We start from the raw sequence: 19,679 nt of genomic DNA on the forward strand, positions 1-19,679 counted from the left end.
GATCCGCGCCGAAACCTACAGGACCGGCAAAACCTCAAGCCCGCCAAGGTACTTCTGCAGGGCCTTGGGAACGTTGACCGAGCCGTCCGGGTTCTGGTGGTGCTCCAACAGGGCCACGATCCAGCGGGTGGTGGCCAGGGTGCCGTTCAGGGTGGCCACGGCACGGGTGCCCTTGGCGACGCCTTCCTCGTTGATCACGCGTTCGCGGATGTTGAGGCGGCGGGCCTGGAACGTGGTGCAGTTGGAGGTGGACGTGAGCTCGCGGTAGGCATTCTGGGTAGGAACCCAGGCTTCGCAATCGAATTTGCGGGCAGCGGACATGCCGAGGTCGCCCGCAGCTGTGTCGATCACCCGGTAGGGAAGCTCGCACTTGGCCAGCATTTCCTCTTCCCATGCGAGCAGGCGTTCGTGTTCCGCGGCTGCTTCTTCAACCGTGGTGTAGATGAACATCTCCACTTTGTTGAACTGGTGTACGCGGATGATGCCACGGGTGTCCTTGCCGTGCGAACCGGCCTCGCGGCGGTAGCAGGAGCTTTGGCCCGCGTAGCGGATGGGACCGGAAGAGAGGTCCAGGATCTCGTCCGCGTGGTAGCCGGCGAGGGCCACCTCCGAGGTTCCCACAAGGTAAAGGTCGTCTTCAGCGAGACGGTAGATCTCGGCGTCGTGCTTTACATCGAATCCGGTACCCTGCATGGTCTCCGGACGCACCAGGGTGGGGGTGATCATCGGGACGAAGCCAGCCTCGATCGCCTGGTCCATGGCCATCTGCAGCAGCGCCATTTCCAAGCGGGCACCCACGCCACGCAGGAAGTAGAAGCGCGCGCCCGAGACCTTGGCGCCGCGTTCCATGTCGATCGCGCCGATCAGTTCGCCGATTTCCAAGTGGTCCTTCGGCTCGAAATCCGTGAATTCGCGCGGCGTGCCGACCGTTTTGACCACAACGTAGTCGTCCTCGCCGCCCTCGGGAACGCCATCGACGATCAGGTTGGGGATGGCGCGGAGCAGCTCTTCCTGCTTGGCCTGGGCGGCAGCAGCTTCAGCGGAAGCGGCCTTCACCGAGTTGGCCAGTTCCTTGACCTCGGCCAGCAGGGCCTGCTTTTCCTCGCCCTTTGCCTGGGCAACCTTCTTGCCGAAGGCGTTCTGCTCGGCGCGGAGGGTTTCATGGCGGATCAGCGCCGCACGGCGATCGGAATCTGCGGAGATGATCGCGTCCACAACAGACTCGTCGGCGCCACGGGCGCGCTGGCTGGCACGGAACTTGTCCGGATTTTCGCTGAGGTCTTTTACGTCGATCACCACACAAGAGTATCGAATCTGCGGTGCACGCCCAGGACGATAGTGTTGGAGCACCATGAGCGACTGGATCCTGTACGTGATTCTCGCTGGGGGCGTGGCGTTTGCCGTCTCCAGTTGGTGGGGTGTGCGCCGGTTGAGAGCCCGTCACATCAGGAGCGCGGTTCGGGAGGACACCCACAAGCCGGAGCCAGGGCACCAGAAGGTTGCGGTCATCCTCAACCCGGTGAAAAACAAGTCTCTCGAGGCCCGCCAAGCGATTATCGATGCCTGCGACCTCGCCGGTTGGGACAGCCCGAAGTTCTTTGAAACCACTGTGGAGGACCCTGGTTACGGGCAGTCGCGCCAGGCGCTGGAGTACGGGGCCGACGTCGTTCTTGCGTGCGGCGGCGACGGTACAGTGCGTGTGGTGGCTGAGTCGCTGGCGCATAAGGGCGTGGCGATGGGCCTCATTCCGCTGGGCACCGGCAACCTCCTGGCCCGCAACGTCGAACTGGACGTCACCGACATCGCCGACTGCATCCAGATCGCCCTCTTTGGGCACCAGCGCTTTATTGATACCGCAAGCATGGCCATAGACAACGGCATTACGGGAGAATCGTCCACCCACACGTTCCTTGTGATCGCCGGTATGGGCCTGGATGCCGAGGTTGTGGGCGATACCAAGGAAGACCTGAAGAAGACCGTGGGTTGGCTGGCCTATACAGAGGCCGGAGTCCGGCATCTGCCCGGCCGCCGCAAGCGTGTCACCATCACCATGGATGACCAGCCGGAACAGGCCCGGAAAATCCGGAGTGTGCTTTTCGCCAATTGCGGCTTGATTCCTGGCGGCATCGATTTCATTCCGGAAGCCATGATCGACGACGGCATGCTGGACATCGTCGTCATGAGCCCGCGCAGCGCGTTCGGATGGATCGCGATGTACGCGAAGATCCTGTTCAAGCACAAACGGAATTTGCCGGTGATGAATTTCTATCGCTCCGGCAAGGTCACCATCCGCAGCCAGGAACCCATGGCGACGCAACTCGACGGCGACCCCGCGGGCGAGGCCACGGAGGTCACCGTCCAGGTCCAGCCGGGTTCGCTATTGGTGCGGGTACCGAAAGCTCAAACCCTCTAGACTGCACCCTTTTCGGGTTGGGCCGCATTTGCTGCGGCTGCTTCGGCCGCCGCCTTCGCCGCGGCCCGTGCCTCGGCCTGCTCACGGATCATCGCTTGTTCTTCTTCAAAACGGAGTCGATCCGCGCGGTCAGCTTCGTCGCCGTCCCAGTCGTCCTTGTTCTCGCCGGAAGGCTTGGGATTGACGATCATGCCTTGGCCGTCTTTGTCATCCCGGTGGACAGACATGACCGCTCCCTTCTTTTGGGCATTCATCCATCGTTTATGGATCAGGCAAGCATACGCACAGTTGCATCAACGCGAAAGGGGTTGAAGGTTCAATAATTTAGCGCCGGACCCAGCGCAGCCTAGCCCTTAAGAATCGATTGAACCCACGCATGAGCGGAGGCGAAGGCAGCGTCCGAAGTATGCGGGGCAACCACCGCAGCCTGCTTGTCGGCGCGCGCATATGAGCCAAGGAAACGGGTTGCCGGGCTGATTCTGTGGAGACCTGCCAAAGCATCAGCAACACGGGAATCCGACGCATGACCGTCGGCATCGATGCTGAAGAAATAGTGGCCAAGGTACTGGCCGGTGGGGCGCGATTCGATCCGGCTCAGGTTGACCCCCCGCGAAGCGAACTGGTCAAGGATTTCCATGAGGGCACCGGGGTGGTCCTCCGGCAGCGGGACAACAACCGTCGTCTTATCCGCACCCGTGCGTTCGGGCAAGGGACCCGGACGGCTCACCAGGATAAAGCGGGTGACTGCATCCGGGTTGTCGCCGATGTTTTCGGCCAGAACGTTAAGCCCAGGCTGCTCCCCCGCAATCAACGGTGCGCAAATGGCGGCGTCGTAATGGGCGTCTCCTTCCAGGAGTCCCATGGCCGCTGCCGCGGTAGAGGAACCGGGGACGTAATCCGCGTTCGGAATATTTTCCTCCACCCAGAGGCGGCATTGGGCCCATGCGTGGCCGTGCGTGGAGATGCGCTTTATGTTGGCAAGCACGACGCCGGGCCTCGCCACCAGCACGAACGTAATAGGCACCAGGGCCTCGCGGATGATCCGGAGTTCGGGGCCGGTGGCAATGGCATCCAGGGTCGCAGTCACGCCACCCTCCACCGAGTTTTCGATGGGAACCATGGCGGCGTCCGCCTCACCGTTGCGAACCCGCTCGAGGGCCGTGTTTACGTTGGTGCAAGGAATGCGGGAGGCATCAGCGGCGCCAGGGACCTGCATGAGGGCGGTCTCCGTGAACGTTCCCTCAGGGCCCAGGAACGTATAGGTCGGTGCTGACATTGAATATTCCTTGCTGGTTATATGCGCGGGTCGGGCTGCCGAAGGTTAGAGAACCACTGGCTTGAGACCGTTGTCCGACACCATTGGCCGGCCGGCTTCGAACCACATGTCCATCCCACCGGCCACGTTCACGGCAGAGTAGCCCTGGCCCACCAGCCACTGGACTACGCGGAAGGAACGGCCACCGGTACGGCAGATGACGAAGAGGTCGTCATCGGGATCAAGTTCATCCAAGCGGGCCGGCAGTTGGTCCATAGGGATATGCCGTGCGCCCTCAACGTGTCCGGCAACCCATTCATAGTCCTCGCGAACGTCCAGGATGCTGGCATCAGCCGGAATATCGCCCACAGGCACGGTTTCGAAGTCGCTCATGGCGGTTCCTTCCCATCGATTCAGATCATCATCCAGCCTAGTCGCAGCAGCCGCGAAGCGGGACGTCGCTTGCGCCCCGCGATTGCGGCACTAAGACTGGGACGCAGAGACTCCCTTGAATCGGCTGTTAGGAGCAGGACCATGGCGGCTGGCCAACCCACCATCCTCGCAACATCCGGCGGTTACAAGCCTGGCAGCCGGACCCGCATCGAGTTCGACCACCTCATGCACTACGCCGTGGAGCTGTCCGGGGTGAGTGGGCGCGCACCCCGCGTGACCCACATCGGTACTGCATCAGGTGACCAACGCTGGTGGGCGGCAGAGATGGATCAGGCAGCCCGCATTGCCGGGTTTGATTTCGCTCATCTCAATCTCTTCACCATGCCCAATATTGAGGACCCTGAAGCGCATCTTCTGGAGCAGGACGTGGTGTGGGTCCACGGTGGTTCGGTGGTCAACCTGCTTGCCGTATGGCGGGCACACGGCCTGGATGGCATTTTGCGGAAGGCCTGGGAAAGCGGCGTAGTCCTGGCCGGGGTTTCCGCGGGTTCCATCTGTTGGTTCAAGAGCGGCGTGACGGATTCCTTCGGCCCTGAATTGCAGCCGGTGACCAATGCGCTTGGCTTCCTTCCCTACGCCAACGGCGTCCACTATGACTCCGAACCCCGCCGCGCTCCTGCCATCCACAAGCTCGTGGCCAACGGCACGCTGGGAGAGGCGCATTGCACGGACGACGGCGTGGGGCTGGTTTACCAGGGCACCGAGCTCGTGGAGGTAGTGTCCGAAGTCAAGAACAAGGCCGCTTTCCGCGTCACTGCAGGTGCTGGCGAGAGCGTGGACGCCATCGCTGTGGAGGAACGGTTGGAGTCTCGTTTCCTTGGTTGATCTTTCCCTGCAAGCCCTGACCGCTGTGGCGCTTCGGGATGCCCTCGCGACCGGCGAGCTGTCGGCAAGGGATGCCACCGGCCATTTCCTGTCCGTCATCGAGGCCCGCAACAGGCACTTGGGCGCCTTCATTACCATTACCGCAGAGCAAGCGATGGCCGACGCCGGCACGGCGGACAACCTGCACGCGCAGCTCTCCCGCGCGCACCGCCTTTCCGAGTTGCCCCTCCTGCACGGCATGCCACTCGCCTTCAAAGACCTCACGGACGTAGCCGGCGTTCCCACCACCCACGGCAGCGCCGCCCTGGAGCACAAACCCGCACCTGAGGATGGCGCCCTCGCAGCCACCCTGAAAGGCCAAGGCGCCATCTCGCTGGGCAAAACCCAGGTTCCGGAGTTCGGGCTCACCGCGTACAGCGAAAACCGCATCGCACCGCCGTCGCGCAATCCCCACTCCTTAAGCCGAAGTTCCGGAGGGTCTTCGGGCGGAAGCGCAGCGGCCGTGGCGGCAGGCATGGTTCCTTTCGCTCCCGGGACGGACGGCGGCGGTTCCATTCGGATTCCGGCAGGCGCCTGTGGCCTGGTGGGGCTCAAGCCGGGGCGCGGCATGGTGCCATCCGGAGCGAACGCGGGTGACGCAGCTAAATTGGTGGTCGCCGGACCGCTGGCACGTACGGCGGCGGACGCTGCCCTGCTGATGGACGCGCTGGTCCCCCGCGAACAAGCGCCCGACGGCGGTTATCTCGCCAACGTTGGCCAGGCGCCAACGCCACTGAAAGTGGGCGTAAGCCTGGATAGCCCGTGGGCCGGAGTCTTCCCTTTCGAGGTGGAACAGGAAGCATTGGACGGCCTTGCGCGGGGAATCAAGCTGCTTGAGGAGGCCGGCCACCGCGTCGCGGAAGCGGAGATGCGCTACGACAACCGCTACCCGGAGGCGTTCACCGCCGCCTGGACTGCCGGCGTCGGGAGCGCCCGGATAGCACCCCAGCGCGAGGCGCTCCTGACCCCGCTCACCCGGACGTTCCGTCGTCGTGCGCAGCAGCGCAGCGCGTTGAAGGTCAATGAGGCCCTCGTTTTCCTGCGGCAGTTCGAGCACGACACGATCGCACAATATGCGCAGTTGGACGTCATCCTCATGCCCACGCTGGCTCAGACGCCACGCCCGATCGGCTGGTTCACGGGCGGCGGCCACAGCAGTGAGCCCTGGCCCAGCGAATGGGCGGGCGACGCAGACGAGGATTACAGAAGACAATGCGAGTACGCGCCTTGGTCCTCCATGGTCAATGTGTGTGGATTGCCGGCGATCAGCATCCCCGTCCATGTGACAACGAGCGGCCTTCCGATGGGCATCCAGGTGATCGGTAAACCCGGTTCTGAACTGCAGCTTCTTCAGCTCGCGGCGGTTTTGGAGGCCTTTCAGTAAGCGGGCTTGGGTGGTTGTCTACCATATGGAAAGTGGTTGCCATGGGCATCCATCGATGTGACAATGCCCGCAGTCAATGCCAGCATTGAGGAAATGAGCACACCTCTAACCACGGCTACGCCCCAAAAACCATCGGGCGATACGTCATTCTTCGGCCACCCAAAGATGCTGGCCAGCCTCTTCTCCGTGGAGATGTGGGAGCGATTCTCCTTCTACGGCATGCAGGGCATCCTGCTTTACTACATGTACTTCAGCGCCGAGCAAGGCGGGTTGTCGATCGACAAGGGCCTCGCCGCTGGCTTGGTTGGTGCTTATGGCGGCGGCGTCTACCTGTCCACCATCCTGGGCGCATGGCTCGCAGACCGTATCTTCGGTTCCGAAAAGGTCCTCTTCGGCTCGGCCTTCATGATCATGGCGGGCCACATTGCCCTGGCTCTCCTGCCCGGTATTCCCGGACTGATAGCCGGCCTTGTGCTGGTGGGCATCGGATCCGGCGGCCTGAAAGCCAATGCCACCGCGCTGGTTGGCAGCCTGTACGGCGAGAAGGACGAACGCCGCGACGCCGGCTTCTCCATCTTCTACATGGGCATCAACATCGGCGGACTCATCGGCCCCCTGGTCACAGGCTGGCTCCAGGAAAGCAACGGCTTCCACTGGGGCTTCGGCGCAGCAGCCGTGGGCATGGCGATCGGGCTTGTCATCTACTCGCTGGGCCGCAGCAAGCTCCCCGAGGAAGCCCACCGCGTTCCCAACCCGCTCCCGGCTGCTGACCGCACACGGTATGGGCTGATTTTCCTGGGCATCCTCGTGATCATAGGAGTACTGCTCGGCACGGGCACGGTTAACGCCGACAACCTGGCTCGCAGCATGGCTTACGCTGCCATCGGTGCCTCGGTGATCTACCTTTTCCTGATCTTCCGCAGCGCCAAAGTCACAGGTCTGGAGCGCAAACGCGTGCTGGCGTTCATCCCGCTGTACATCGCATCGGCCGCCTTCTGGGCGCTGTTCCAGCAGCAGTTCACCTTCATTGCCGTGTACTCCGAAGAGAAACTGGATCGCAACCTCTTCGGCTGGGAAATGCCGGCGGCCTGGGTCCAGTCCATCAACCCGGTGTTCATCATCATCTTCGCCGGCGTCATGGCTGCCCTGTGGACCAAGTTGGGCACCAAACAGCCAAGTTCCCCGCTGAAATTCTCGGCAGGCCTGCTCATCATGGGTCTGGCCTTCCTCTGCTTCATCCCGCTGGCTGGCGACGGCAAGACCCCGCTGCTGGCGCTTGTGGGAATCCTGTTCCTCTTTACCCTGGCAGAACTCTTCCTCTCCCCCATTGGCCTGTCCGTGAGCACCAAGCTCGCCCCGCAGGCTTTCCACACCCAAATGGTGGCGCTGTTCTTCCTGTCCGTCTCCCTGGGCACCACGCTGGCCGGCATCCTTGCCGGCCTCTACAACCCCGACGACGAACTCCCGTACTTCCTGGGCATTGGCGGCGTGGCCGTGGTGTTGGCTATGGCACTCGCTGCTGGATCCCCGGCTATCAAGAAGCTGATGGGCGGCGTGCGGTAGCTGGCGGCGGGTGACCGATCCAGTGTGCGCTTAACAACGACGGCGACCCTTACGTTCGGTGGGAATCCCACCTGACGTAAGGGTCGCCGTCGTACGCGTTTGCTTGGTAGCGGCAGCTGCTGCCTAGTAGTTATACCTGCTAGTAGTTGTACCTGCTTGAAGCCCCGATCGCGGCGAAGAAGAAGATCAAGACGACCACTGTGATCGCCACGCCGACGTAACCCATGATCAGGCCGGCAATCGCCATGCCCTTGCCCGCCGGTTCGCGGTTGAGGGCAAGGTGGCCAAGGATCACAGCTGCGATCTGCGGCAGGATGAAGAACCCAAAACCAACAAACGTGGCAATGCCGCAGCACATGCTCGCGATGCTCAGGCCCTTGGGCTGCGTGGGCATGGCGTAATACGCGGGCTGGCCGTAAGGGTTCTGCTGGCCATAGGGCTGCTGCTGGTACGGGCTCTGGTTGTATTGGCCTTGGTTGTATTGGCTCTGGTTATAGGGGCTGGGGGGCTGGCCATACGGCGATGGGCCCGGCTGGCTGTAATCACCGGGCGTGTACGAGCCCTGGCTGGCTGCGCCCTGATTGGCGCCGCTCTGGCTGGCGGGGCTCTGGCTGGCGCCGCCCTGGCTTGTGGGCGGCAGCGGCTGCGTGTAGAAGTCGTCCTGGCCCTGGGCGTTCTGCGTGTAGGCGCCCTGATCGTACGGCGGAAGCGGCTGAGTCTGTGAGGTCTGCTCCGGCGCGCTGAATTCGGCCGGCGGGATGTACTGCGGCGGTTCGTAGCCCGCCGGTTTGTCCTCGTTGCCCTTGGATGGTTGATCTGACATGGGAATCCCCCTCGCTAAGTCCTTGTTTCCCACCCTACCGCCGCCACGTGCGCCGCATAAGGCAACCCGCTTTCCGGTTCCGCCCAGTGTCGGGCCAGGCATCCCGGGGTGTGGGACGGGCGACCGGGGCGGAATCCTCCCACTAAAGCCGCCGCTCGTAAACGCGAGGTAAATCTTTGGCTCATCCGGCGCCACATCGCCGCCATTCTGCGTCACAGGGGCCGGATCGCGGGACATTTCCTGTCAGGGGGCGCGGTGGTCTGGCATGCTGGACGACATGGCTAGCCGAGCGGGCACAGTTGCCCTTCCCCAGGACCTTGTTGACATCACAGCCCTGCTGGACGCGTACTTCGACGTCACCCCTGATTTGGGCGATCCCGCGCAGCGCGTAGCGTTTGGAACGTCGGGCCACCGCGGATCCAGCTTGAAGTCGTCGTTTAACGAGCCGCACATCCTCGCGATCACGCAGGCAATCGTTGAATACCGTGGCCGCCAGGGCATCACCGGGCCGCTATTCATCGGGCGCGACACCCACGCCCTGAGCGAACCCGCGCAGAACTCCGCACTGGAGGTACTGGCCGCCAACGGCGTGACCGTCCTGGTGGACGCCCGCCACGGTTACACCCCGACGCCGGCGCTGAGCCACGCGATCCTCAAGTACAACCGCGAAGCCGCACCGGGCACACCCCAGGCTGACGGCATCGTGGTCACCCCCAGCCACAACCCGCCCGGCGACGGTGGTTTCAAGTACAACCCCCCGCATGGCGGACCGGCCGACACCGACGCCACAGGTTGGATCGCCGAACGCGCCAACCAGCTCCTTGAGAACGGCCTCCGCGGCGTCAAGCGCATTCCGTTGAACGATGCTTTGAACGCGGACACCACCGGAAAGTTCGACTTCCTCAGCAGCTATGTTGATGATCTCCCTTCCGTCCTTGACCTTGACGCCATCCGCAACGCTGGTGTCCGCATCGGCGCCGATCCCATGGGCGGTGCGTCCGTTGATTACTGGGGCGAGATCGGTGAGCGCCACCAGCTCAACCTGACGGTCGTGAACCCCACTGTGGACCCACAGTGGGCTTTCATGACCCTGGACTGGGACGAGAAGATCCGCATGGACTGCTCCTCGCCTTCCGCGATGGCCTCACTCATCAAGCGCATGTCACTGGGTGCGGATGGTACCGCCGCCTACGACGTCGCCACGGGTAACGACGCCGACGCCGACCGCCACGGCATCGTCACGCCGGACGGTGGACTCATGAACCCGAACCACTACCTCGCTGTCGCCATCGATTACTTGTATCGCAACCGCAGCGGCTGGAATCCCGAATCCGTGGTCGGTAAGACGCTGGTTTCGTCCTCGATCATCGACCGCGTAGCTGCAGGGCTCGGGCGCAAGCTGGTTGAAGTTCCCGTCGGCTTCAAGTGGTTCGTGCCGGGCCTGCTCTCTGGCGAGGGCGCGTTCGGTGGCGAGGAATCGGCCGGCGCCTCCTTTAACAAGCGCGACGGCAGTGTGTGGACCACGGACAAAGACGGCATCCTCCTGGCCCTGCTGGCCTCGGAAATCACGGCTGTCACAGGTAAATCCCCGTCGCAGCTGTACAAGGGACTCACGGACCAGTTCGGCGCACCGGTCTACGCCCGAATCGATGCCGCTGCCACTCGCGAGCAAAAGGCCAAGCTGGGTAAGCTCTCCGCCGCGGACGTCACCGCTACTTCCCTTGCCGGCGAAGACATCATCGCCAAGCTCACGGAAGCTCCCGGCAATGGAGCTTCAATCGGCGGCCTGAAGGTTGTTACCGAAAACGCATGGTTTGCGGCCCGCCCCTCCGGCACCGAGGACGTCTACAAGATCTACGCCGAGTCCTTCAAGGGCGCAGATCACCTGGCCAAGGTGCAGGAGGAAGCCAAGGCTTTGGTGGATGGGGTAATTGCGTAGCCTCTGATTCACGTCCTTAGGCGGGTTATAGGACAAAACGTGTGTAAATCCCGGGTGTGTCATGTGCGTCCGGCCCAGCCTTTGCGGTCCCAGAGGCCTTCCTCGGCGCTGAGTCCGGTGCTGTAGAGCTCGGGCCCGGGTTCCTGCTCGATCGGGGTCCTGGTTTCGGTCTTGGCCGGGTGGTGGTGCTGGGCTTTGATGAGTTTCGCCGGTGGCAGGGGCTGTTCGCTGTGGAGGTAGAGGTACCACTCGATCGCCCGTTTGCGGTGCTCTTCGCTCATGCCCCGGTGGGCCCGCAGCAGTAACCGGAGTTGGGCGTTGGTGCCGCCTTCAATGCGGTTGGTGGTCGAGGCGATCTGGAGGCCGGCGAACTCGGCGCGCAGGTAGGTGAAAAGTGTCCCGGCCTGGCTGAGCCGTTCCAACAGCCGGTAGGCCTTACGGAGCCTGTCGTGGGTGTACCACCAGGTTTGATTCGCCCTGACCCACCCGGGCACAACGGCGCTGCCGTTGCGATAGGTGCGGGCTTTGACCAGGTTCCCGTAGCTCTGGTGCCAGTCATGGAGCCCGCCCAGCCACGCGGCGGCTTCGGCCGCGGTGGTGATCCTCGTTAGGGCGCGCCCGAGCCGCAGCAACGCCTTGCCCGCCTCAGTCCTGGGCCGGCCGGTCAGGTAGGTGCGGACGTTGCGTTGGACGTGGACCAGGCACCGCTGAACCGCGGTCTCACTCCAGCACTCGGACAGGGCCGCTGCGATGCCGGAGCCACCATCGGTGACCACGACGGTGGGGGCGGGGAACCGTGCGAGCAGGGCAGCCCACGCGGCCTTCTTCTCGGTATCGCACCACTGCCAACCCAGCACGTAATCCCCGGCCACAGCGATCAAACAGCACCACGAGCCCACATAAATCCCGTCGACCTGGACCTGGTCATGGACCTCGCCCGTGGCCGGAATCTTCGGGGCGATGTTCCAGCACCACCCTGTTCGGCGCCGGAAGGAACGGGCGGTGCCGAACGAGGTTGCCGCGGACTGGTTTGACGTGCCCAGCAGCCAGCCCAGGAACGCATCCAATTCAGCCCGGCGGCTCACATCGGGACGTTCACCCGAGCGGCTCGCCCCGCACTCCAGGCACCGGTACCGCTGCTTCCCGGCAGCTGTTTTCCCGTTCCGAACCAGCCCGCGACCACAAATCAAACACTCCGGAGATATGCAAGCACCCCAGCCACCCTAAGCTTCAAAAGCTTAGCTAACCCGGATTTCCCCCGCGATCACTGGAATGCAAGCCCCTCCCATACACACGTTTTGTCCTATAACCCCCTTAGGCGGTTTGCGAGTCCTCAGCTTCTGCGGCGTCCTGCGTCCAGAGCCTGAGGATGCGTCGGATGGTGTGGTTGCCTTCCGGCGCCATGTCCACCAGTGCCACTTGGTCAAGCACGACGACGTCTCCCGGCTTTGGGCGCTTGCCGTCGTGATGCGAGATGTGCGGCCGGTAGCGTTCGAGGACGTAGTTCGGCGTAGCGATGCGCCCGCCCACGCTGACCACGGCGTCGAAAAGTTCCTCGTGCAGGCCCTGGAGCAGCGGGTTTTGTTCCACCAAGCTCACGGGAATCGACCCCATGTGGCCGAAGCCCGCTTCTTCGCCAATGATCAGTGGCGTTCCGAGCGCTCCCTGGACGGGTGCTTCGGCCAAGTCAGCGAGGACATTGGCGACGTCGGCACTCACGTCAGTTCCGACGTCGAACCTTAACAACGTGATGTGAAGCGGCCAGTCGCTGCGCGGAAATACCAGCCCTGGCCGCACGGGCTCCGTAAATGCCACCCAGATGAGGTTCCGCATAGGCATAGTTTGCCACTCAGCGGGTCAGAACTGACGGGATCTGCGAGAGGGATGCCGAAAAAGCCGCAGGAAGTGAGAGAACATCCAAACCCCCCGGATCCTCGCTCACATCGTGGCCATTAAACGCCGATGCTCTCGCACATCACAGCCTGCGAGAGCATCGGCGGAACAGCAGGAAAGACTAAACGGTACGAACAACCTCTTCGTATGCGAACTTCGGCTTTGCTTCGCCCCAGGCGTCCGGGCCGGGCTGGCCGATGTTGACCACCAGGAAGCTCTTCTGGTCGCCGGCAGGGAAGAACTCGGCGTCAATGGCAGCGAAATCAGCGCCGGTCATCGGGCCGGCCGCAAAACCGAGCGAGCGCACGGCGAGAATGAAGTAGCCGGCCTGCAGGTGGGCGTTGTTGTTGCCAGTGGTTGCGGCGAAGGCGGGGTCGGCATCGTACATGGCCTTGGGGGCGCCGTAGGCGGGGAGGAACTTGTCCCACTGACCCTGCCAATCGGTGTCGTAGGACAGGATGGCGACCAGCGGAGCCGAGGCGGTCTTGGCCTGGTTGCCCTTGGAGAGCGCGTCAACCAGTTTGGCGCGGGCCTCGTCCGAGCGGACGTAGGTCACGCGGAGGGGCTGGGAGTTGAAGGCGGTGGGGCCAAACTTGGTGAGCTCGTAGATGGCGCGGGCCTGCTCGTCGGTGACCTCACCGGCAAAGCTGTTCGCGGTACGGGCTTCGGCAAAAATGGCGTCGACTGCTGCGGCGTCAATGACTGCTTCTTCGTGGGCGATCGTCATTCGTGAACCTTTCGCTGGGCCCTTGCCTTGGGGGCGGCTGGGCACTTCTGCTTTCCATGGTTGCAACTTCAAGTTCCCTTGTCCTCTTCCCATGACGGCCCGTGACGTTGCGCACAGTGCATGACTCCGCGTGTCTGATTCATTGCGTTGCGAGGCCCGTTTTGCGCCCCATTTAGCGCGCGAGGCACGTAGAGCGGGCCCCACAATGGCGGTAATGTTGCACCGAATCCCAAATACTCTTCTGAGGAAGGCCCCGCCATGAGCATGCTCGGCACCAAATGGAAGCTCCACGGCAACGGGAAGTCCATCCGGCCCGGCCACGTAGTCTCCCCCGATGAGCGGCTTGCCTGGCCCCTCACTATTGGCATCGGCATGCAGCACGTCGTGGCGATGTTCGGCGCGACGTTCCTGGTTCCGATCATTACCGGCATGCCGCCCGCCACCACCTTGCTCTTCTCAGGCCTTGGCACGCTGCTTTTCCTCATCATCACCAAGGGCCGCGTGCCCAGCTACCTGGGTTCGAGCTTCGCGTTCATCGCACCGATCCTGGCGTCGCAGCAGCAGTACGGCGTTAGTGGCGCGCTGGGCGGCGTGGTGCTTGCCGGCGTCGTGCTGGCGCTTATTGGGGCGATCGTCCAGAAGTTTGGTGCCGAATGGATCAACCGGCTCATGCCGCCGATCGTCACCGGTGCGATTGTGGCGTTGATCGGCCTGAACCTCGCGCCTGCAGCGAAGAACAACTTCGACGCCGCGCCGGTCACCGCGCTGGTAACCCTGGTGACGATCATCCTGGTCAGCGTCCTCTTCCGCGGAATCCTGGGGCGCCTAAGCATCCTGGTGGGCGTTGTGGTGGGTTATCTCGTGGCGATGATGCGCGGCGAGGTCAGCTACGAAAAGATGGACGCGGCCGCGTGGGTGGGCTTGCCCCTGTTCCAGACGCCCGAATTCCACCTCGGCGTGGTGGGCCTGTTCGTGCCAGTGGTGCTGGTGCTGGTGGCCGAGAACGTGGGCCACGTAAAGTCGGTGGCCGCGATGACCGGTCAAAACCTCGACGGCGTCTCCGGCCGCGCGCTGATGGCTGACGGCGCCGCGACCGTACTTGCCGGCCTGGGCGGCGGTTCCGGTACGACGACTTACGCGGAGAACATTGGCGTCATGGCCGCGACCAAGGTCTACTCGACGGCGGCCTACTGGGTGGCGGGAATCTTCGCCATCCTGCTGAGCTTCTCCCCGAAATTCGGCGAACTGATCGCGACCGTCCCACCCGGCGTACTCGGCGGCGCCGCGACCATGCTGTACGGCATGATCGGCGTGCTCGGCGTGAAGATCTGGGTCCAGAACAAGGTCAACTTCTCCAATCCGATCAACCTGACGACGGCCGCTGTTGCCCTGATTATCGGTATTGCGGATTACACGTGGACTATTGGCGAGCTGAAGTTCACGGGCATTGCTTTGGGGTCTGCTGCGGCGCTGGTGATTTACCACGGCATGAAGGGCCTGGCCCGTTGGCGCGGGACCGTGGCTGAACCGGAAATGGAGACGGCGGGCCTGCCGCCTGCGGTGAAATCGGCTATGAATGCGGCGGCTAAGAGGACGGGGAAGAAGGGGAAGTAGAGGTTCGCGTAACAGGTTTGCCACGCTAGGCCGTCGGGCCATCCCCCACAAGGCGGGCGCTTCCGGCGTCGTCTTCCAACTCCACCTGACCGCGCCCCTCCTCTACCCCAGCCTCCCACCGCAACAAGTCCCCCGGCTGGCATTCAAGGACTTCGCAGAGTGCTTCCAGGGTGGTAAACCGCACCGCCTTTGCCCGCCCGTTCTTCAGCACAGCGAGATTGGCCGGCGTAATCCCAACCTTCTCCGCAAGCACGCCCACGGGCATCTTCCGCTTGGCCAGCATGACGTCGATGTCCACGATGATGGGCATCAGATCACCTCGTCGAGCTCGGAGCGCAAGCGGGCAGCTTCGACGTCGCGGTCAACGGCCTGGGCAAGCAGCGCCCGCAGCACCAGCACGAGAAGTGCCACACCGCCGATCATCAGCGCAGCCCCGCAAATCAACAGCACAATCCCGGGGGCAATATCGCCCGGAGCCAAGATCACCGCGATGCCGAACATCAACACAGCAGCAACGGAAACAGCCCCGAAGATGACGTCCACGAACCGGAAGGCCGCATGGGAAAAGACCGTTCCGCGGCGCACCATCGTGAGCAGACGCCATACGCAGACGGCAACAACCTGCACACAGAGAATCCCCAGGACCACGATCACCAACAGCGCGATCCGTGGACCGTCAGGGGCGCCAGCCTCAACGAGGTCGGCCGAGAACAAGGGCACCATCCACACTTGAACGAAAAGTGAGCCCGCCAAAACCATCGCGATCACAACCCGCAGTGCAAGGACTGCCAGCTTTCCCATCGAGTCTCCTTTATCGATCAACAATATGATTCTATCGATATTCGATCATCAATCAATCGCTCCAGCGGCAAAATTAATACTCAGCTTGCTTACTAAAATGACCTTCCCTAGGCTTGAACAGGTCAGACAAACAACTCTCACAGCGGCGGCCCGCGCTCAAAAGCAATCCGCCGCGCAATGGAGGAGGAACAATGTCAGAACACACCATCACAGGCAAGAAGGTCGCATTTCTGTTGACGGACGGCGTGGAGCAGGTTGAACTCACCAGCCCCTGGCAAGCCGTGAAGGACGCGGGCGGCCAGCCAACGCTCGTGGCACTTTCAAAGGGAAAGCTGCAGGGATTCAACGGCGTGGAAAAGGGTGACACCTTCGACGTCGATCTCGCAGTAGCCGATGCCAACGCATCGGACTTTGACGCCCTGGTACTCCCCGGCGGCGTGGTAAACGCCGATCACCTCCGCGTGGACAAGGATGCCCAGAACTTCACGCGGGCTTTCTTCGAGCAGCACAAGCCAGTGGCCTCCATCTGCCACGGACCCTGGATCCTGATCGATGCGGGCGTGGTCAAGGGCCGCAACGTCACCTCGTACCACACGCTACAAACCGACCTGAAGAACGCAGGCGCCAACTGGACCGATGAAGAAGTCGTCGTGGACCAAGGCCTTGTCACCAGCCGGAACCCGGACGACCTCCCGGCGTTCAACAGCAAGGTAGTAGAGGAAATCTCCGAGGGCCAGCACGCTGGCCAAACCGCTTAGCGCCACACTCCCGAGGGCTTCCCAAGCACGAGGACACAACATAGCGTGATGCCTGACAACCTTTGGAGGCACGTATGCGAAAAGTTACCGCCGGCCTGTTCCACTCCGTGGATGGCGTAGTTCAGGACCCGTTCAAGTTCCAGTTCGACAGCTTCGACGACGAGCTGGGCAAGGGCCTGACCAAGATGATCAACACCGTGGATACGGTGGTTCTGGGCCGCGTCAGCTACCAGGAGTGGGCCGGATATTGGCCGAATGCGTCGCAGGACGAAGACTTTGCAGCCTTCATCAACCCCGTGGAGAAGTTCGTCGCATCCCGCACTCTCTCCGAGCCTCTCGAATGGGAAAACTCGCACCTCATCGATGGGCCGCTGGAGCAGTTCATCACTGACCTGAAAGGGCGTGACGGCGGAGAGATCGCAGTCTGCGGCAGCATCTCCGTGGTACGCCAACTGCTGTTCGCAGGGATCCTGGACGAGCTGACGCTCATGACACACCCCGTGGTGGCAGGCAGCGGACGGCGGCTTTTCGAGGACGGCGACCCCCTGAACAGGCTCGTCCTCGAGGACCAGTACGCCACGAGCAAGGGCAACGTTGTGAGCACGTACAGCCTGCGAAGGGATTGACCTGCTGCTGTCGTAACGAGACGACGGAACCCCCGCGGCAGGCGGGGGTTCCGTCGTCGTGTGTGTTTAGGAAATTGTTTGCGTCTCGGAAAGTGAAGGGACCTCGACGGCGGCACGCCGGGCCCGCGCGGCCCTCACAAGTCCGCTTGAGACGATCGCCCCCACGACGGCAAGCGCCGCAAGGACGATGAACACGATGTGGTAACCGGCGGCTCCAGGGTTGGCATCCAGGATGGAGCCGTAGACGATGAAAGCGAACATCCCCGGCGCATAACCCACGAGGCATGCGATCCCGAAGGCGGTGCCGCTGGTCTCCTCGGGGATTCCAACCTCATCCATCGGGGCCCAGAACACGCCGCGCATGGTGAAGATGATGAGTGAGAACAGCAGTGTAACGATCATCGCCGGAATCTGGCTCCCCGGATCTGACGGAAGGAGCAGCAGGACCCCTACCACCGGGATCAGGCTCAGGAACGCCAAGCGGATGTACCGGCTGGCGCCCTTGAACACCTTGTCCGCCAGGACGCCGCCGATCGGGCCGCCGATGATCTTCAGGCCGTACTGGTTGATGATGCCGTAAGCACCGACCAGCGCGACGGGAAGTCCGTAGACGTAGGTCAGATACGGGATGAAATACGTGAGTCCGCAGTAGACGACGTACACCATGAACACGGTGAAGCTCACCCACCAGAGCTGGGGCAGCTTCGCCGCGCGCCAGATTTCAGCGAGACCCGCCTTTTGTTTCCTGGGCGCTGGATTCTCACTTGTCTGGTTGCGAAGCAGCAGGAACAGAAGCACACCGACGGCGATATCAAGGATTGCGTAGAAGGCGATGGCGGCGCGGAAGCCACCAATCCCGGAACCGAGCCAAACGAAGATTCCCAGGGCGGAGAAGGCCACTGCAGTGTCCACTACGCCGCGCCCGCCCTCGAGCAGGCCGAAGAGCCGCCCCTGTTCTTTGGAACCACCGAGCTGGCGGATGCTCTTCAGCAGCGCCGGCCAGACCAGGCAGTCGGAACACACGGCGAGCAGCGCGAAGACCACCAGGAGCGTGCTGAATCCGGGGAAGGTGCTGAGGAACAGACCCAGCGCCCCGCAGCCAACGAGTCCGAGGGGGATGAGGACCCGCGTGGAGAAGCGGTCCGCGAGGTATCCGCCCACGACGAAAAGGGCTGTTGCGACGATCGAATTAACGCTCAGCAGCGTCCCGATCTCAGTATGGCTGAGGCCCATGGCTTCCTGCATGGGAACGTAGAACGCGTCCTTGAGGTTGGAGAGCTTATAGATCGTGCCGCCGGCCATGACGAGCAAGGCAAAGCGGACCCACTTGCTCCAGTCGGTGCTTTTCGTGGTCTTCCCGGGGGCTATCGCGCTCATCTTTCACCTTCCAAGGACTTGTTTGATTCCAGCTGCGACACAGCAACATCGCGCAATGAGGCGAGCAGGCCTTTCACATACTTCACCTGGTCATCGGCCCAGCCGGGTTCGGCAGCGAGCAGTTCCTCCTTGGTCCACCCGGCAGGGATTCCGGTGGTACTGAAATCGCGATATGGGATGAAGGGGTCCTCTCCCTCACCCGCGTGCCGGAATGCAGGCGCGTAGTACAGGTTCTCCTGCTCCAGAGCCAGGGCGATGACCTGCGGCTCGTCTTCGCCAAGCATCAAGAGCTCGAAGAGCATCCGCGCGCCGGGCAGGTCGTCGTCCGGACTTCCCTGGAGTACACCACGGTGGCCAAACCCGTCCCCCTCGGGGAGAATGTGAACACCTTTCAAGTGTGCCTGAAGAATGTGCGGTGCGAGCGTTGACAGGGCGTCCATCGGCCTCTCACAGGCGTTGATCATGTTCCCGAAATCGAACATTGCGTGAAGTCGCGGGTGCGAAATGCGGCGCAACAGCCCCGCAATCTCGGTAGATCGCAACTCCTCGTGCTGCTCAAAGGAGAAATGCAGGCCGTACTCGTCAGCCAGCTCAGCGAGCCAACGCAGGTCCTCCTCTATCCGGGTCAGGACATCGGAGAGTGCGCCTTCGAAGCGCGAGTAGATGCGGATATTCTCGACGCCGAGGATCCCGGCAATGCGGACTGCCTCCTCGACGTCCGCTCGCGCGGTGGTGCTGATCTCCAGGTGGGTACTGAGACGCAGGCTGCGGGCGCGGTCCGCGAACTGGCGCAACCGGTCATCGCTCATCCGGCCCAGGCTCCGCTCCTCGCCATCGAGGACGTGTATGCACACACCAGCCAGGCCATGGCGATGCGCGAAATCGAGCACGTCGTCGGGCGAAAAGTTTCCATAAGTCAGGTTGCCCAGGAGAGCGTACGCATGGCCGAACAGTCGGGCACCGTCGATTCGGTCGATCAGGGTTCGGGCGAGCTCGTCGGTCAGTCGCGGCAGGGAGTCGATCTCCTCTTCATTGAGGCGAGGTTTCAGGAGCGCCTGAAATCGAGTGTCGGCAGGGGGCATGGTTGGCTCCTTGGGGGGCGTGCGAGGGGCGGTGGGGATTGTCACACACCATTTGTACGTGGGTAATGGACGCCGAAAAAGATCCATTATGGACACTGCCGTTAAGT

20 protein-coding genes are annotated in these 19,679 nt (G+C 62.8%); 8 read left to right on the forward strand and 12 right to left on the reverse strand.

Features of this window, described 5'->3' with window-relative positions; all coding sequences use genetic code 11:
• Positions 1-15: 15 nt before the first annotated feature.
• Positions 16-1,296: a serine--tRNA ligase gene (gene serS, locus AC6I97_RS01785; protein ID WP_224094574.1), complete on the reverse strand. Its 1,281-nt coding sequence runs from the start codon at positions 1,294-1,296 to the stop codon at positions 16-18.
• Between the two features lie 55 nt (positions 1,297-1,351).
• On the opposite strand from serS, the gene AC6I97_RS01790 reads away from it, so the two are divergent.
• Complete coding sequence (locus AC6I97_RS01790; RefSeq protein ID WP_224094573.1) at positions 1,352-2,413, forward strand: diacylglycerol/lipid kinase family protein; 1,062 nt, start codon at positions 1,352-1,354, stop codon at positions 2,411-2,413.
• Here the strand turns inward: AC6I97_RS01790 and AC6I97_RS01795 are convergent.
• The 3 genes from AC6I97_RS01795 to AC6I97_RS01805 all read right to left on the reverse strand — a co-directional run bounded on the left by AC6I97_RS01795 (position 2,410) and on the right by AC6I97_RS01805 (position 4,061).
• Complete coding sequence (locus AC6I97_RS01795) at positions 2,410-2,640, reverse strand: hypothetical protein (RefSeq protein ID WP_216924263.1); 231 nt, start codon at positions 2,638-2,640, stop codon at positions 2,410-2,412. The two genes, AC6I97_RS01790 and AC6I97_RS01795, sit on opposite strands and share 4 nt — an antisense overlap.
• Before the next feature lie 119 nt (positions 2,641-2,759).
• Positions 2,760-3,689 (reverse strand): prephenate dehydratase, encoded by a 930-nt coding sequence (pheA, locus tag AC6I97_RS01800; RefSeq protein ID WP_224165981.1) that lies wholly within the window; start codon positions 3,687-3,689, stop codon positions 2,760-2,762.
• 45 nt (positions 3,690-3,734) lie between these two features.
• Complete coding sequence (locus AC6I97_RS01805; protein WP_224094571.1) at positions 3,735-4,061, reverse strand: rhodanese-like domain-containing protein; 327 nt, start codon at positions 4,059-4,061, stop codon at positions 3,735-3,737.
• 141 nt (positions 4,062-4,202) lie between these two features.
• Here AC6I97_RS01805 and AC6I97_RS01810 point away from each other — a divergent pair, with 141 nt between their 5' ends.
• The 3 genes from AC6I97_RS01810 (at position 4,203) to AC6I97_RS01820 (ending at position 7,932) form a co-directional block, all read left to right on the forward strand.
• Complete coding sequence (locus tag AC6I97_RS01810) at positions 4,203-4,946, forward strand: Type 1 glutamine amidotransferase-like domain-containing protein (protein WP_224094569.1); 744 nt, start codon at positions 4,203-4,205, stop codon at positions 4,944-4,946.
• Positions 4,939-6,369 carry an amidase gene (locus tag AC6I97_RS01815; protein ID WP_497943929.1) on the forward strand — a complete coding sequence of 477 codons (1,431 nt, stop codon included), beginning with the start codon at positions 4,939-4,941 and terminating at the stop codon, positions 6,367-6,369. The genes AC6I97_RS01810 and AC6I97_RS01815 overlap by 8 nt, the downstream gene beginning before the upstream one ends.
• Positions 6,370-6,432: 63 nt before the next feature.
• A complete protein-coding gene (locus AC6I97_RS01820) occupies positions 6,433-7,932 on the forward strand; it encodes a peptide MFS transporter (protein ID WP_497943930.1) in 1,500 nt (499 codons plus the stop codon).
• Positions 7,933-8,071: 139 nt separating this feature from the next.
• Here the strand turns inward: AC6I97_RS01820 and AC6I97_RS01825 are convergent, their stop codons facing one another.
• Positions 8,072-8,755, reverse strand: a complete 684-nt coding sequence (locus tag AC6I97_RS01825; protein WP_497943931.1) for a DUF4190 domain-containing protein — start codon at positions 8,753-8,755, stop codon at positions 8,072-8,074.
• 277 nt (positions 8,756-9,032) lie between these two features.
• Between AC6I97_RS01825 and pgm the strand changes: the two genes are divergently transcribed.
• Positions 9,033-10,694, forward strand: a complete 1,662-nt coding sequence (gene pgm / locus AC6I97_RS01830; protein WP_497943932.1) for a phosphoglucomutase (alpha-D-glucose-1,6-bisphosphate-dependent) — start codon at positions 9,033-9,035, stop codon at positions 10,692-10,694.
• A gap of 59 nt (positions 10,695-10,753) precedes the next feature.
• Here the strand turns inward: pgm and AC6I97_RS01835 are convergent, their stop codons facing one another.
• From AC6I97_RS01835 to AC6I97_RS01845, 3 genes are all read right to left on the reverse strand, one after another.
• The gene (locus tag AC6I97_RS01835) at positions 10,754-11,884 is read right to left on the reverse strand and encodes an IS1249 family transposase (protein WP_497943933.1); all 1,131 of its coding nucleotides are present in this window, start codon (positions 11,882-11,884) and stop codon (positions 10,754-10,756) included.
• A gap of 124 nt (positions 11,885-12,008) precedes the next feature.
• Positions 12,009-12,527 (reverse strand): 2'-5' RNA ligase family protein, encoded by a 519-nt coding sequence (locus AC6I97_RS01840; RefSeq protein WP_224094564.1) that lies wholly within the window; start codon positions 12,525-12,527, stop codon positions 12,009-12,011.
• 181 nt (positions 12,528-12,708) lie between these two features.
• Complete coding sequence (locus AC6I97_RS01845; RefSeq protein ID WP_224094562.1) at positions 12,709-13,314, reverse strand: malonic semialdehyde reductase; 606 nt, start codon at positions 13,312-13,314, stop codon at positions 12,709-12,711.
• A gap of 258 nt (positions 13,315-13,572) precedes the next feature.
• On the opposite strand from AC6I97_RS01845, the gene AC6I97_RS01850 reads away from it, so the two are divergent.
• On the forward strand, positions 13,573-14,928 hold the full coding sequence (locus AC6I97_RS01850; RefSeq protein WP_497943934.1) for a uracil-xanthine permease family protein: 1,356 nt from the start codon (positions 13,573-13,575) through the stop codon (positions 14,926-14,928).
• A 25-nt stretch (positions 14,929-14,953) separates the two neighbouring features.
• Here AC6I97_RS01850 and AC6I97_RS01855 read toward each other — a convergent pair whose 3' ends face one another.
• Together AC6I97_RS01855 and AC6I97_RS01860 are read right to left on the reverse strand one after the other, a co-directional pair.
• Positions 14,954-15,238, reverse strand: a complete 285-nt coding sequence (locus tag AC6I97_RS01855) for a helix-turn-helix domain-containing protein (RefSeq protein WP_497943935.1) — start codon at positions 15,236-15,238, stop codon at positions 14,954-14,956.
• Positions 15,238-15,729: a DUF2975 domain-containing protein gene (locus tag AC6I97_RS01860; protein ID WP_497943936.1), complete on the reverse strand. Its 492-nt coding sequence runs from the start codon at positions 15,727-15,729 to the stop codon at positions 15,238-15,240. Before AC6I97_RS01860 ends, AC6I97_RS01855 begins: the two co-directional genes overlap by 1 nt.
• 191 nt (positions 15,730-15,920) lie before the next feature.
• Between AC6I97_RS01860 and AC6I97_RS01865 the strand changes: the two genes are divergently transcribed.
• Positions 15,921-16,487 (forward strand): type 1 glutamine amidotransferase domain-containing protein, encoded by a 567-nt coding sequence (locus tag AC6I97_RS01865; RefSeq protein WP_224094558.1) that lies wholly within the window; start codon positions 15,921-15,923, stop codon positions 16,485-16,487.
• 74 nt (positions 16,488-16,561) lie between these two features.
• The gene (locus AC6I97_RS01870) at positions 16,562-17,113 is read left to right on the forward strand and encodes a dihydrofolate reductase family protein (RefSeq protein WP_224165972.1); all 552 of its coding nucleotides are present in this window, start codon (positions 16,562-16,564) and stop codon (positions 17,111-17,113) included.
• Positions 17,114-17,179: 66 nt separating this feature from the next.
• Here the strand turns inward: AC6I97_RS01870 and AC6I97_RS01875 are convergent, their stop codons facing one another.
• Both AC6I97_RS01875 and AC6I97_RS01880 read right to left on the reverse strand, forming a co-directional pair.
• The gene (locus AC6I97_RS01875) at positions 17,180-18,490 is read right to left on the reverse strand and encodes an MFS transporter (protein WP_497943937.1); all 1,311 of its coding nucleotides are present in this window, start codon (positions 18,488-18,490) and stop codon (positions 17,180-17,182) included.
• The gene (locus AC6I97_RS01880) at positions 18,487-19,572 is read right to left on the reverse strand and encodes a sugar phosphate isomerase/epimerase family protein (protein WP_497943938.1); all 1,086 of its coding nucleotides are present in this window, start codon (positions 19,570-19,572) and stop codon (positions 18,487-18,489) included. The genes AC6I97_RS01875 and AC6I97_RS01880 overlap by 4 nt, the downstream gene beginning before the upstream one ends.
• Positions 19,573-19,679: the final 107 nt, after the last annotated feature.

This window comes from Arthrobacter sp. TmtSoilC48 (assembly GCF_059739425.1).

Bases quoted from the DNA above. Each gene is read 5' to 3' on its own strand.
- AC6I97_RS01805 (WP_224094571.1), bottom strand. From the start codon at position 4,061: ATGAGCGACTTCGAAACCGTGCCTGTGGGCGATATTCCGGCTGATGCC.
- AC6I97_RS01825 (WP_497943931.1), bottom strand. From the start codon at position 8,755: ATGTCAGATCAACCATCCAAGGGCAACGAGGACAAACCGGCGGGCTAC.
- AC6I97_RS01795 (WP_216924263.1), bottom strand. From the start codon at position 2,640: ATGTCTGTCCACCGGGATGACAAAGACGGCCAAGGCATGATCGTCAAT.
- AC6I97_RS01875 (WP_497943937.1), bottom strand. From the start codon at position 18,490: ATGAGCGCGATAGCCCCCGGGAAGACCACGAAAAGCACCGACTGGAGC.
- AC6I97_RS01860 (WP_497943936.1), bottom strand. From the start codon at position 15,729: ATGGGAAAGCTGGCAGTCCTTGCACTGCGGGTTGTGATCGCGATGGTT.
- pgm (WP_497943932.1), top strand. From the start codon at position 9,033: ATGGCTAGCCGAGCGGGCACAGTTGCCCTTCCCCAGGACCTTGTTGAC.
- AC6I97_RS01820 (WP_497943930.1), top strand. From the start codon at position 6,433: ATGCCCGCAGTCAATGCCAGCATTGAGGAAATGAGCACACCTCTAACC.
- AC6I97_RS01870 (WP_224165972.1), top strand. From the start codon at position 16,562: ATGCGAAAAGTTACCGCCGGCCTGTTCCACTCCGTGGATGGCGTAGTT.
- AC6I97_RS01850 (WP_497943934.1), top strand. From the start codon at position 13,573: ATGAGCATGCTCGGCACCAAATGGAAGCTCCACGGCAACGGGAAGTCC.
- AC6I97_RS01865 (WP_224094558.1), top strand. From the start codon at position 15,921: ATGTCAGAACACACCATCACAGGCAAGAAGGTCGCATTTCTGTTGACG.
- AC6I97_RS01790 (WP_224094573.1), top strand. From the start codon at position 1,352: ATGAGCGACTGGATCCTGTACGTGATTCTCGCTGGGGGCGTGGCGTTT.
- AC6I97_RS01810 (WP_224094569.1), top strand. From the start codon at position 4,203: ATGGCGGCTGGCCAACCCACCATCCTCGCAACATCCGGCGGTTACAAG.
- AC6I97_RS01840 (WP_224094564.1), bottom strand. From the start codon at position 12,527: ATGCGGAACCTCATCTGGGTGGCATTTACGGAGCCCGTGCGGCCAGGG.
- AC6I97_RS01845 (WP_224094562.1), bottom strand. From the start codon at position 13,314: ATGACGATCGCCCACGAAGAAGCAGTCATTGACGCCGCAGCAGTCGAC.
- pheA (WP_224165981.1), bottom strand. From the start codon at position 3,689: ATGTCAGCACCGACCTATACGTTCCTGGGCCCTGAGGGAACGTTCACG.
- AC6I97_RS01855 (WP_497943935.1), bottom strand. From the start codon at position 15,238: ATGCCCATCATCGTGGACATCGACGTCATGCTGGCCAAGCGGAAGATG.
- AC6I97_RS01880 (WP_497943938.1), bottom strand. From the start codon at position 19,572: ATGCCCCCTGCCGACACTCGATTTCAGGCGCTCCTGAAACCTCGCCTC.